The 12,227-nt window shown below is 60.2% G+C and carries 9 protein-coding genes; 5 read left to right on the forward strand and 4 right to left on the reverse strand.

Translation table 11 applies throughout. The annotated features are described in order from the left end of the window. Window positions 1-113 precede the first annotated feature (113 nt). Genes QWI18_RS06330 through QWI18_RS06340 form a run of 3 tightly spaced genes read left to right on the forward strand, consistent with a single transcriptional unit; the run spans window position 114 to window position 3,732 of the window. A complete protein-coding gene (locus QWI18_RS06330) occupies window positions 114-1,541 on the forward strand; it encodes a di-heme oxidoredictase family protein (RefSeq protein WP_369318452.1) in 1,428 nt (475 codons plus the stop codon). A gap of 27 nt (window positions 1,542-1,568) precedes the next feature. After that, a complete protein-coding gene (locus tag QWI18_RS06335; protein ID WP_192132772.1) occupies window positions 1,569-2,633 on the forward strand; it encodes an imelysin family protein in 1,065 nt (354 codons plus the stop codon). Between the two features lies 1 nt (window position 2,634). After that, a complete protein-coding gene (locus QWI18_RS06340; protein WP_369318453.1) occupies window positions 2,635-3,732 on the forward strand; it encodes a DUF1513 domain-containing protein in 1,098 nt (365 codons plus the stop codon). Window positions 3,733-3,781: 49 nt separating this feature from the next. Here QWI18_RS06340 and QWI18_RS06345 read toward each other — a convergent pair whose 3' ends face one another. Further along, the gene (locus QWI18_RS06345) at window positions 3,782-4,573 is read right to left on the reverse strand and encodes a hypothetical protein (RefSeq protein WP_369318454.1); all 792 of its coding nucleotides are present in this window, start codon (window positions 4,571-4,573) and stop codon (window positions 3,782-3,784) included. After that, window positions 4,566-6,605 (reverse strand): lipase family protein, encoded by a 2,040-nt coding sequence (locus QWI18_RS06350; protein WP_369318455.1) that lies wholly within the window; start codon window positions 6,603-6,605, stop codon window positions 4,566-4,568. Before QWI18_RS06350 ends, QWI18_RS06345 begins: the two co-directional genes overlap by 8 nt. Before the next feature lie 341 nt (window positions 6,606-6,946). Here QWI18_RS06350 and QWI18_RS06355 point away from each other — a divergent pair, with 341 nt between their 5' ends. After that, window positions 6,947-8,113 (forward strand): efflux RND transporter periplasmic adaptor subunit, encoded by a 1,167-nt coding sequence (locus tag QWI18_RS06355; protein WP_192132770.1) that lies wholly within the window; start codon window positions 6,947-6,949, stop codon window positions 8,111-8,113. A 14-nt stretch (window positions 8,114-8,127) separates the two neighbouring features. Beyond that, entirely contained in the window at window positions 8,128-11,202 is a 3,075-nt protein-coding gene (locus QWI18_RS06360) for a multidrug efflux RND transporter permease subunit (RefSeq protein ID WP_369318456.1), read from the forward strand. A gap of 75 nt (window positions 11,203-11,277) precedes the next feature. Here QWI18_RS06360 and QWI18_RS06365 read toward each other — a convergent pair whose 3' ends face one another. Together QWI18_RS06365 and QWI18_RS06370 are read right to left on the reverse strand one after the other, a co-directional pair. Beyond that, window positions 11,278-11,505: a hypothetical protein gene (locus QWI18_RS06365; RefSeq protein WP_065992187.1), complete on the reverse strand. Its 228-nt coding sequence runs from the start codon at window positions 11,503-11,505 to the stop codon at window positions 11,278-11,280. Next, on the reverse strand, window positions 11,502-12,221 hold the full coding sequence (locus tag QWI18_RS06370) for a lipopolysaccharide kinase InaA family protein (protein ID WP_065992185.1): 720 nt from the start codon (window positions 12,219-12,221) through the stop codon (window positions 11,502-11,504). The genes QWI18_RS06365 and QWI18_RS06370 overlap by 4 nt, the downstream gene beginning before the upstream one ends. Window positions 12,222-12,227 lie beyond the last annotated feature (6 nt).

The following is a 12,227-nucleotide window of genomic DNA, read 5'->3' on the forward strand; positions in this document are numbered from 1 at the left end:
GATTTGGTAACAACACGTTACGAGAGGTCCTTCAAACGCTAATCCCTCTTATTCATAAAACACGGGGCTGGTAAGCTTGCTCGCCCCGATTTCCACCCCTTTGCAGGACCTGTATGACTGCGCGGTTACGTCCTTCGTTTCTTCTGCTGATGGCGCTGGCCGTCAGTGGGTGCGATGACGCCCCGCGTTTCACCGCAGCCGAGCCAGGGGAGTCGCGGTCCGGCGGCGCCACCACCGTCAACAAGCGCGACCGCAACGCGTTTTCCCTGCCCTCGGCCAACCTGTCGGCTGCCCGGCGACTGGACTTCAGCGTCGGCAACAGTTTCTTCCGCAACCCCTGGGTGATCGCCCCCTCGACCACCACCGCCCGTGACGGTCTGGGCCCGCTGTTCAACACCAACGCCTGCCAGAACTGCCACATCAAGGACGGTCGCGGCCACCCGCCCGAGCCCGGCGCCGACAACGCTGTCTCCATGCTGGTGCGCCTGTCGATTCCCGATGAGCCGGCATTCGCCGAACGCATCAAGCAACTGGGCCTGACGCCTGAGCCGGTGTACGGCAAACAACTCCAGGACATGGCCATCCCAGGCGTGACGCCTGAAGGCAAGGTTCGGGTCGACTACGATTCGATGACCCTGCATTTTCGCGATGGCACCCCGGTGCATCTGCGCCGCCCTACCCTGCAGATCACCCAACCCGGTTACGGCCCGATGCACCCGCAGACGCGAGCGTCCGCGCGTATTGCGCCGCCGATGATCGGGCTGGGACTTCTGGAAGCCATTCCTCAGGCCGCGATTCTGGCCAACGCCAACCCGGATGATGAACAGGGCACCGGCATCACCGGTAAACCCAACTGGGTCTGGGACGATGCGCAGCAGAAATCCGTCCTCGGACGTTTCGGCTGGAAAGCCTCGCAGCCGAGCATCAAACAGCAGAATGCCCACGCACTGGCGGGTGACATGGGCCTGACGTCCACCTTGATGCCGGTCGACGACTGCACGCCGTCACAGACCGCGTGCATTGCCGCGCCCAACGGCAATGGCCCGAACGGCGAGCCGGAGGTCAGCGACAACATCCTGCGGCTGATCACTTTCTACACCCGTAATCTGGGCGTTCCGGCCCGGCGAGACGTGGCCAACCCGCAGGTACTGGCGGGCAAGAATCTGTTTTTCAAAGCAGGTTGCCAGCAGTGCCATACGCCCCAATTCACTACCTCCGCCGATGCCGCCGAACCCGAACTGGCGAATCAGGTCATCCGCCCTTACACCGATCTGCTGCTGCATGACATGGGCGAAGGCCTGGCCGACAATCTCAGCGAATTTCAGGCCAGCGGCCAACAGTGGCGCACCCCGCCGTTGTGGGGCATCGGCCTGACGCAAGCCGTCAGCGGCCACACGCAGTTTCTGCACGACGGGCGCGCCCGCAACCTGATGGAGGCCGTGCTCTGGCACGGCGGCGAGGCGCTGCCGGCGCAACGTCAGGTGCTGGCCTTCGACGCGGAACAGCGCGCGGCGCTGCTGGCGTTCTTGAATTCTCTCTAACGTATTTCTGAAGATAAGGAGTCGGGCATGTTCCGCCCCAAGTTGTTGCTCACCAGCCTTGCCGCACTGGCACTGGGCGCGTGCGCGCCGTCGGACCCGCAAGCCGTGACGTCTGCCGCCATTGCCAGTCAGGTCATCCTGCCGACCTACAGCCGTTGGGTCGATGCCGACCGGCAACTGGCGATCAGTGCGCTGTCCTACTGTCAGGGCAAATCCGACCTGGACACCGCCCGCGCCGATTTCCTCTACGCACAAAAAGCCTGGGCCGAGCTGCAACCGCTGCTGATCGGACCGCTGGCCGAAGGTAATCGCGCCTGGCAGATTCAGTTCTGGCCGGACAAAAAGAACCTCGTCGGTCGTCAGGTGGAGCAACTGGTCACCGCACAGCCGCAGATCAGCGCCGATGCCCTGGGCAAATCCAGTGTGGTGGTTCAGGGCCTGTCGGCCTATGAATACATCCTCTTCGACGCCGACATCGACATGGCCAATGCCGAGCAGAAAGCCCGCTACTGCCCGCTGCTGGTGGCCATCGGCGAGCGTCAGAAAGCGTTGGCCGAAGACATCCTCAGCAGTTGGAACAGCAACGACGGCATGCTCGCTCAGTTAAGCAAGTTTCCCAATCAGCGTTACGCCGATTCCCACGAAGCCATTGCCGAGTTGCTGCGCGTGCAAGTGACTGCGCTGGACTCGCTGAAGAAAAAGCTCGGCACCCCGCTGGGCCGTGGCACCAAAGGCGTACCGCAACCGTTTCAGGCCGAAGCCTGGCGCAGCAAAGCCTCGCTCAGCAGCTTGCAGGCGAGCCTGGCCAGTGCGCAGACCGTCTGGGCCGGCGTCGACAACAAGGGGTTGCGCGGGCTATTGCCGAAGGAGCAAAAGCCGTTGGCCGACAAGATTGACGCCGCCTACGCTGAGAGCAATCGACAGCTGGCCGCGCTGAAACCGCCACTCGGGGATCTGTTGGCCAGCGAAGAAGGCCGCCAGCAGCTCAACGCTTTCTACGACAGCCTCAACGTGGTCCATCGCCTACACGAAGGCGAACTGGCCAAAGCGCTGGGCATTCAACTGGGCTTCAACGCCAATGATGGTGACTGATATGTTGCGACGTCAGGCTCTGGGTCTGGGCAGCCTGCTGCTCAGCGCCGTTACATTCGGCGGCTGGACGCTGTTCGCGAAAAAAGGCGAAAGCCCGCTGCTGTTGTCCGCGCGGGACGACGGCAACGGCCAGCACTTTGCGGTGGGTTATCGCGTCGACGGCACGCAAGTCTTCGCCACCGCCGTCGCCCAGCGCTGTCACGACATCATCAATCATCCGAGCTTGCCGATCGCGCTGTTCGTCGCGCGCCGGCCGGGGACCGAGAGTTACCTGATCGACCTGCGCGACGGTCGTCTGCTGCAAACCATCACCTCGCAACCCCACCGCCACTTCTACGGCCACGCGGTCATCCACAAGGACGGCGAATGGCTGTACGCCACCGAAAACGACACCACGGAACCGGGCCGAGGGCTGTTGGGCGTGTATCGATTCGTGGATGAGCGGCTGCAACGCACCGGGGAAATTTCTACCCACGGCGTAGGCCCTCACCAGGTGTCATGGATGCCGGATGGCGAGACCCTCGCAGTTGCCAACGGCGGCATTCGCACCGAGGCCGAGAGCCGCGTCGAAATGAACCTCGACGCCATGGAGCCGAGCCTGGTATTGATGCAACGCGACGGCACGCTGCTGAGCAAAGAGACCTTGGCGCAGCAGATGAACAGCGTGCGCCATATGGCGATCGCCAGCGACGGCACCGTCGTCGCGGGGCAGCAGTTCATGGGGCCTTCCCACGAATCCGCCGAGCTGCTCGCCATCAAGCGGCCGGGCCAGCCGTTTCAAGCATTTCCAGTGGCAGAGCAGCAGTTGCAGGCGATGGCGCATTACACGGCCAGCCTCGCCATTCACAACGACCTGCGGCTGGTGGCGCTGACCGCGCCAAGGGGCAACCGCTTCTTCATCTGGGACCTGGACAGCGGCGCGCTGAAGCTCGACGCACCACTCCCTGATTGCGCGGGGGTGGGCGCCGTGGCAGACGGCTTCGTCGTGACCTCGGGCCAGGGCCGCTGCCGTTTCTATGACTGCCGCGAGACGGTGCTGGTCGCCAAGCCGCTGGAGCTGCCAGCGGGGTTGTGGGACAACCATCTGCATTTGGTTTGATCGGGGATCTGCGGCGGCCAGGCGGCGGCTGTGCAATGAGAAACCTCATTCATTTGCCGTCGCCCCCCAGGCGAACCTTCTGCATCTTTTCAAAGTCAGGCACCGCTCGCCCGTCGAACTGCTTCGTTCCATCGGGATAAACGAAAGTGATGTAATCACCCCTTTTGTGTTTTGTGGGCTCCGCCGATCGCACCACATAGTCTCTATGCAGTACGGGCTCGAAATAAATGTTTCGAGCTTGACGTGCTTCGTAGGTAAATGTACCTCCTTCCTCATCGGCAAGCATGGCCCACTTCTGATGCCCCCGAATGTAACTTTCGTGTATCCATGGATAGTAATCTTTCACAACATTCAGATCAGGCCCCTCTGCCGTCCAGGAAGAGCCTGTTTGAAGTTGAGGATTATTGTGATCGAACACCACAATGATGTTCCCACCTGCTCCCTCTATTACGTCCTTCCCCAAGACATTGGGCACAGGGTACGAAACGCCGAATCTTACGTTGCTTAAATGCCACTCGCATGGACCACCACCGTCAACAAATAACTGTGCGGTAAAAGTGTCGTCATTTCCTGCACGCTTGAGCTCTATCTCATACCCGTTATATCCATCGAGCGGTTCGGGACGCCCGTTACTGTCGCGCGCGATGCGTTTACAGATTGAGGACCGGTACATGACATGCATTGAGTCAGTTATCAGGCCCTTAGGCACCTTGACCGTAATAGTCACCTTCTCTCCGTCAGGCGCTGGAGAAAAGCTGAGGTCTTTCGCGCAACCACCCACGGAACCGATTATCAGAAGACAGCCCACAGTAGTTCTTGAACATGAAGCAAAACTAAACATTCCATGCACCTGATGTACTGACACTCGCATCAAGACGCAACAAAGCTTCGGGGCCGCCTTCTGCTTGCCGTGTCACTTCCAGTGCAGCACAGACTTCTTCATGCATCACAAGAAACAGACGATTGCGTTCTAGCTCATCTTCTGGAGCAGTGCTGCCGTGATTAACCATCTGATCCTTGAAGCGCTTGATCCTGGACTGTGCGGCGAGAGGAGGCTCACGATCAGGTTTAATGGCGGCAAGCAAGCGGCGGGTGATATGCGCCATATACTCGCCCATCATGTGGTTACCGATGCCCAGCAGCCCTCCCGGCTTGACATTTTTATAGGATGGGAACAATCGCGCACGCGCATCTGGTTTCAGGCTGCCCATAAAACGGCGTTGCGATTGCTCACTTTTTTTATTTTCTATCTTGTTGAGGCTTGGCACCAGGTACAGGTTAGGCCGCTCGCGCAGGCGGGTTTTTATGGTGTTGTAATAGGGTGCCCCAAGACCATCCTTGCTACCTTGCGCCGCATAGTCAGAGCCGCGACTCTGCATGTGCTGCTCTACGCGATAGAGCATGGCGATCTCCCCGTGATGGGCGTATGGATCACCGAATTCGATAAGATTGTTGGCGAGGGCTTGACCCATTGACCAGGCGAAACCCAACGTCGTGCCTAAGGGGCCATACAAGTCATAGAGGTAGTTGTCGAGGTCAGCTTCAGGCGGCACGCTGGGAATCGTGTCGGTATCATTCACGTGACGATAGTGATCCACTTCCGCTAACCCCTTTATCGCAGCGAGGGTAAACGTGCGAGGCATGCCGTAGGTGTACAGAAGTGGGCTGCTTTCCTTCAGTGTGGCTGCATGTATTAGCCCTAGAGCGCCACCCAAACTATGGCCGCAAATGAATAAGTCCCTACCGGCACTTCTGGCAGGAAGTAATTTATCGAAGTGCTCACTGAATAGATTCTGAGCAACTGCAAAGGCTCTTCGAAACCCTAAATGAACTCGGCCCTCAAGTCCCAAGTCTGTGCACGGTTCCTTTGGAACACAGGCTTCTTTTAGCCCAGGCTGGACAGGTCGAAAGGTAAGGTCGGTGGCAAGGTCAGGGGCGTGAATGCGATCAAAATCAGTCCCTCGCCAAGCCACCAGCATGTGGGTAGCGTTGCGGACGTAGAAGAGTTGAGTATCGCCCTGAGGAATGGCTACTTTGGTACTGTTCAACACTTCGCAAGGCTCATATCGGTCATCAAAAGGGACGTCGGTGACGACACAGGGCCAGTTCTTCCCCCCATCCCAAACCCGCGGCGTTCGTGACATGTCCAGACACTGCCGCGCAAAAAACTCTGCAGGGGCGCCGTGCCGCGTTTTGTCCTCATTGCTGTACGACAGAATGCTCATCAGCCCCAGGTTGTAGGCATTTGCCAAGCTGTACCTTTTCTGCCGATGCAGCACCAGTGACCAGGCCCGAAACGGACAGACCTCTAATACATGCCGTCGGTCGAGCGCTTCGTAAGGCGCGGTGAAACCCGAGAAGCTTGCATCTGGAAAATGGTAAGCAGGCAATGGCTTGCGCTTCGACAATTCAGGCCTGACAAGCGGCAGCCCATCGCACAACTGCCCGATTCGCAGGTAGTGGTAATCATGGCCTTGCTCATCCGCTGTCTTTTCAACAGGCGAAAAACCTGAACGCTGCTCGCCATACAGCGGCGTGCTCTCACCGAACCCGGGCCTGTCGGGCTCTGGGCGCACAGCTCGCAAACGCCTTTGTTGCAGCACCTGAGCCAACGGCGTTGCCGGCATCAGCAAGGTCATGTCAAGTGGGTAAAGATCCTCAAGCCGAATAACACCTTCGGCATCGGTGATACCTGTGTATTCGGGAACGCATCCATCCCGCACCGCCTGATTGAAGGCCCGCCACGGCAGATTGGCCAATGGCTTGCCGAGTTCGTCCACCAGTTGAAATTCAACCCAGTGTTTTTTCTGCGGGCCGGCGGTCACGGCCTTGTAGGTGCAAAATATATCGGTTTGATGCTGTCTGTCGCTCACGACGGATCCTTCCTCGTTGAAAGTATGAAGTTGCTTCGGGTAGTCGTGCATCGCGACAGGCGGCACGTCCGCTGCGCGTCGAAGCGGGCGAAGATGCGTGATTTGAAAGTGCGACTCCATAGGGAAAACACGAAGGGGACGCGTCCTAACGAAGATCCGGAATCGCCCTACACGAATCCAGATTCAGGGCACCACATTTATCAACGGTGCTGCCGGAGCGGGCAGGCGAGCTCCTACAGTTCGTGGGAAGCGCTCTCAAAATCAATCACCGCCACTGGCAACTAAACCCCGACACGACTAACGTGCTCGCCTGATTCGTCGGTTTTCCAAGGAAGTGGAATATGTTGCGTCGCCGCATGTTGATCATGTTGGGCATTGTCCTGATCGTGGTGCTGGCCTTGGGCGGGTATAAGGCGTTTTCGGTCTATCAGCAGATCCAGCAATTCACGGCGCCGAAGCCGCCGATCAACGTCGCGGTAGCGGTTGTCGCCGAGCGCCCGTGGCAGAATCGGCTGCCAGCCATCGGCACGCTCAAGGCCTTCCAGGGCGTGGACCTGTCGCTGGAAATCGCGGGCACGGTCAAGGCCGTGCAGTTCGAATCCGGCCAGAAGGTCAAGGTCGGTCAGCCGCTCCTGCAACTCGACAGCGATGTGGAAAAGGCCCTGCTTGGGACCGCCGAAGCGGACCTCGGTCTGGCACAGGTGGAGTACGGCCGCGGCAGTAAACTGGTGGGCGAATCCGCCATTTCCCGTGGCGACTTCGACAAGCTTGCGGCCACCCAGAAAAAGGCCGCCGCCACCGTCGCACAACTGAACGCCTCCCTGGCGAAGAAGCGTATTCTTGCCCCCTTCAGCGGCACCATCGGCATTCGACAGGTTGACGTGGGCGACTACCTGGCCAGCGGCACGGTGATCGCCACCCTTCAAGACCTGACCAGCCTGTACGCGGACTTTTTCGTGCCGGAGCAAATGCTCCCGAAACTGGCCCTTGGCCAAGAAGTACAGGTGAGCGTCGCGGCCTACCCCGAACGCGTCTTCACTGCGCGCATCAGCGCCATTAACCCCAAGGTCGAAGACACCACCCGCAATGTGCTGATTCGCGCCACGCTGCCCAACCCCGACAGCCAACTATTGCCTGGCATGTTCACCAGCCTGCAAGTGCTGCTCGGGCAGGACACGCCGCAACTGGTACTGCCGGAAAGCACGATCACCTACACGCTGTACGGCAACTCGGTCTACGTCGTCGTGCCGAAAAAGACCGCCGACGGCCAGCCGGAAAACAACAGCAAGGGCGAGCCTCAGCTCATGGTCGAGCGGCGCTTTGTCGAAACCGGCGAGCGTCGGGCCGGGCTGGTGATTATCAGCAAAGGATTGAAAGCCGGAGAGCACGTGGTCACCGGCGGTCAGCTCAAACTGGATAACGGCGCTGCCGTCGCCATCGTGGCCGACCCGGCAACACCGTCTGACGCCACCCCGGCGGCGCAGAACAGCCAGCCCAAAGCTGACTGATCAAGGAATCGATCATGGCCTTTACAGACCCGTTCATCCGTCGCCCGGTGCTAGCCAGCGTGATCAGCCTGTTGATCGTGCTGCTGGGTTTTCAGGCGTTCAGCAAGCTGACCATCCGCCAGTACCCGCAGATGGAGAACGCGCTGATCACCGTGACCACGGCCTACCCCGGCGCCAACGCCGAAACCATTCAGGGCTATATTACTCAGCCGCTGCAGCAGAGTCTGGCGAGCGCCGAAGGCATCGACTACATGACCTCGGTCAGCCGGCAGAACTTCTCGGTCATTTCCATCTATGCACGCATCGGCTCCAACAGCGACCGCCTCTACACCGAGCTGCTGGCCAAGGCCAACGAGGTCAAGAACAAGCTGCCCCAGGACGCGGAAGATCCGGTGCTGAGCAAGGAAGCCGCCGACGCCTCGGCGCTGATGTACATCAGCTTTTACAGCGCCGAACTGAGCAATCCGCAGATCACCGATTACCTGTCCCGGGTCATTCAGCCCAAGCTGGCGACGCTGCCGGGCATGGCCGAAGCCGAGATTCTGGGCAATCAGGTCTTCGCCATGCGCCTGTGGCTCGACCCGGTGAAGCTCGCCGGTTTCGGCCTCACCGCCAGCGATGTCACCGAAGCGGTGCGCAAGTACAACTTCCTGTCCGCGGCGGGCGAGGTGAAGGGCGAGTACGTGGTCACCAGCGTCAACGCCAGCACCGACCTGAAATCCCCCGAGACCTTTGCGGCCATCCCGCTCAAGACCGTGGGCGACAGCCGCGTGCTACTGGGCGATGTGGCGCGGGTGGAGATGGGCGCGGAAAACTACGACACGGTCAGTTCGTTCGACGGCACACCGTCGGTGTACATCGGCATCAAGGGCACGCCCAGCTCGAACCCGCTGGATGTGATCAAGGAAGTGCGGCGCATCCTCCCGGAGCTGGAAGCCCAGTTACCGCCGAGCCTCAAAGCGTCCATCGCCTACGACGCGACGCTGTTCATTCAAGCCTCGATTCATGAAGTCGTGAAGACCCTGATCGAAGCGGTACTCATCGTCATCGTCGTGGTGTTCCTGTTTTTAGGCGCCCTGCGTTCAGTGCTGATCCCGGTGATCACCATCCCGCTGTCGATGATCGGTGTGCTGTTCTTCATGCAGTTGATGGGCTATTCGATCAATTTGCTGACGCTGTTGGCGATGGTGCTGGCCATCGGGCTGGTGGTGGACGACGCCATCGTGGTGGTGGAGAACATTCACCGGCACATCGAGGAAGGCAAGACGCCGTTCGATGCAGCCATCGAGGGCGCTCGCGAGATCGCCATGCCGGTGGTGTCGATGACCATCACCCTGGCCGCAGTGTATGCGCCCATCGGTTTTCTGGAGGGACTGACCGGTGCGCTGTTCAAGGAATTCGCCCTGACGCTGGCCGGCGCGGTGGTGATTTCCGGGATCGTTGCGCTGACCCTGTCGCCGATGATGTGCGCCGTGCTCCTGCGCCGGGAAGAGAATCCCGGCGGCCTGGCGCACAAGCTCGATCACGCCTTCGAGAGCCTGAAAGGCCGTTACCAGCGCGTCCTCCATGGCACGCTGAATACGCGTCCGGTGGTGATCGTGTTTGCGGTGCTAGTGCTGTGCCTGATTCCGGTGTTTCTCAAGCTCAGCCAATCGCAACTGGCGCCGGACGAGGACCAGGGCATCATCTTCATGATGGCGACGGCACCGCAGCCGACCAACCTCGATTACATGAACACCTACACCGATCAGTTCATCAGCATTTTCAAAGCGTTCCCGGAGTACTACTCCTCGTTCCAGATCAACGGTTTCAATGGCGTGCAAACCGGCGTCGGCGGGTTCCTGCTCAAGCCGTGGGATGAGCGCAGCCGCACGCAAATGGAGCTGCTGCCAGAAGTGCAGGCCAAGCTCAACGGCATCACCGGGCTGCAGGTTTTCGGCTTCAACCTGCCGTCGTTGCCCGGCACCGGTGAAGGGTTGCCGTTTCAATTCGTGATCAATACACCGGGCGACTATGCCGCGCTGCTGGAGGTGACGGATCGCATCAAGAAACGCGCCGCCGATTCGGGCAAATTCGCGTTTCTGGACGTTGACCTGGCGTTCGACAAGCCGGAAGTGGTGGTCGACATCGACCGCGCCAAGGCCGCCCAGATGGGCGTGTCGATGCAGGACCTGGGCGGCACTCTGGCGACGCTGCTCGGCGAGGCGGAAATCAACCGTTTCACCATCGACGGGCGCAGCTACAAGGTCATCGCCCAGGTCGAGCGCGCCTACCGCGACAACCCGGCGTGGCTTTCGAATTACTACGTCAAGAACGCTGACGGCAAGATGCTGCCGTTGTCGACGCTGATTAGCGTCAGCGACCGGGCAAGGCCCCGACAGCTCAATCAGTTCCAGCAGCTCAACTCGGCGATCATCTCCGGCTTCCCCCTGGTGAGTCAGGCGGAGGCGATTGAGTTGGTGAGACAGATCGCGATCGAAGAATCGCCACCGGGTTTTGCCTACGACTACGCTGGCGCCTCCCGTCAGTACGTGCAGGAAGGCAATGCGCTGTGGGTCACGTTCGGCCTGGCTCTGGCGATCATCTTTCTGGTGCTGGCCGCGCAGTTCGAGAGCTTCCGCGATCCGCTGGTGATTCTGGTGACGGTGCCGCTGTCGATCTGCGGCGCATTGATCCCGCTGTTCCTCGGCATCTCGTCGCTGAACATCTACACCCAGGTGGGTCTGGTCACGTTGATCGGGCTGATCAGCAAGCACGGCATTCTGATCGTCGAATTCGCCAACCAGCTACGCCGGGACAAAGGCCTGACCGCCCGCGAAGCGGTGGAGGAAGCGGCGGCGATACGCTTGCGTCCCGTCTTGATGACCACCGCAGCGATGGTGTTCGGCATGGTGCCGCTGATTCTCGCGACGGGTGCGGGCGCGGTCAGCCGGTTCGATATCGGGCTGGTGATTGCCACGGGCATGTCGGTGGGGACGTTGTTCACGCTCTTTGTGCTGCCGTGCGTGTATACGCTGCTGGCGCGGCGGGATGATGCGCAGCCCGACGGCAATAGCCATGGGGTTGCCGACACGACTGCTGGCCGCTGACGCAAAAACCTCGCCACACGCCCACAAAAAAGGCCCCGAACTTCGGGGCCTTTTGGTCAGCGCAACGGAAAGGAATCAGCCTTGCGGTCCGCTCCCTTGGGCCAGGCCGAACATCAACAGCAGCAGATCGTGATCAGGCCGGGCCGTGTCAGACACCTTGGCCACCCGAGGCAGCGGGCAATGGCCTTCGCCATGCACTGCACTCAGAATCTTCGGCCCGGGCTGATCCCAGGCAGCCAGCGCGATGGAAGTCACCCCCAACGCCCCGACCAAAAACAAACCTCGCGCCATTTCTAACTTCATCGCTGTAAACCTTTGATGGGCCTGCCAAACGCGGTCTCGTAAAAGTAGACCAGCTTTGTCCAGTCCGCCGCCTGAAACGACGAATGGCGGCGCAGTTGTTTCATGTCGTGCTGTGCGGCAGCGTAGGACGTCAGGCGCTGGCGGCATTTCTCCAGATCGAGCAACGCCACTTCAGCCCTGGCATTGGCGCCCTCGCCCACGACACGAACGAAAACGTGCTTGATGTAAATGCAGCTGTGCTGCCAGCGCCCCTTGTGCATACGGGCCAGGTTGCTGGCGATTTCCTGGAGCATCTGTTCGTAGACGGCTTCGCCATACTGCTCACGACCGCCGGCGCGCAGCCAGTTTTCGAATTCGTCAAAACCGTCCAGCGAGGCGGTGACGAGCAGCGCGCGCCACTCGTTGTTCTCATCGCGCTCTGCGCCGCAGAACACCATGCGCGGCACGTTGACGTCGAGCTGACGAAGGCCCTCGAGGGCATCGCGTTCGCGCAACACCGTCGGACGGCCAAAAGGGTGCAACCAACTGCGGTAGATATGGCCTGTCTGGCGCTTCACATACAGCAGCCGACCGTTTTCCGAGACGACGCGCTGCACGCCACTTTCACCGCCACGGCGCACATTGGGTTCTTCGACCCACTCGCCCCGCGTGTTCCAGAAATAGGCGAAGCGGTCCTTGGCAGGAACGGCTAACTCTGTTGCGAAATCCACGGCCATCCTGTT

This window comes from Pseudomonas sp. W2Oct36 (genome assembly GCF_041060465.1).
Taxonomy (GTDB): Bacteria; Pseudomonadota; Gammaproteobacteria; order Pseudomonadales; family Pseudomonadaceae; genus Aquipseudomonas; species Aquipseudomonas graminis_B.

Coding starts and splice junctions, on each gene's coding strand:
- QWI18_RS06330 (WP_369318452.1), top strand. CDS start 114: ATGACTGCGCGGTTACGTCCTTCGTTTCTTCTGCTGATGGCGCTGGCC.
- QWI18_RS06335 (WP_192132772.1), top strand. CDS start 1,569: ATGTTCCGCCCCAAGTTGTTGCTCACCAGCCTTGCCGCACTGGCACTG.
- QWI18_RS06340 (WP_369318453.1), top strand. CDS start 2,635: ATGTTGCGACGTCAGGCTCTGGGTCTGGGCAGCCTGCTGCTCAGCGCC.
- QWI18_RS06345 (WP_369318454.1), bottom strand. CDS start 4,573: ATGTTTAGTTTTGCTTCATGTTCAAGAACTACTGTGGGCTGTCTTCTG.
- QWI18_RS06355 (WP_192132770.1), top strand. CDS start 6,947: ATGTTGCGTCGCCGCATGTTGATCATGTTGGGCATTGTCCTGATCGTG.
- QWI18_RS06360 (WP_369318456.1), top strand. CDS start 8,128: ATGGCCTTTACAGACCCGTTCATCCGTCGCCCGGTGCTAGCCAGCGTG.
- QWI18_RS06365 (WP_065992187.1), bottom strand. CDS start 11,505: ATGAAGTTAGAAATGGCGCGAGGTTTGTTTTTGGTCGGGGCGTTGGGG.
- QWI18_RS06370 (WP_065992185.1), bottom strand. CDS start 12,221: ATGGCCGTGGATTTCGCAACAGAGTTAGCCGTTCCTGCCAAGGACCGC.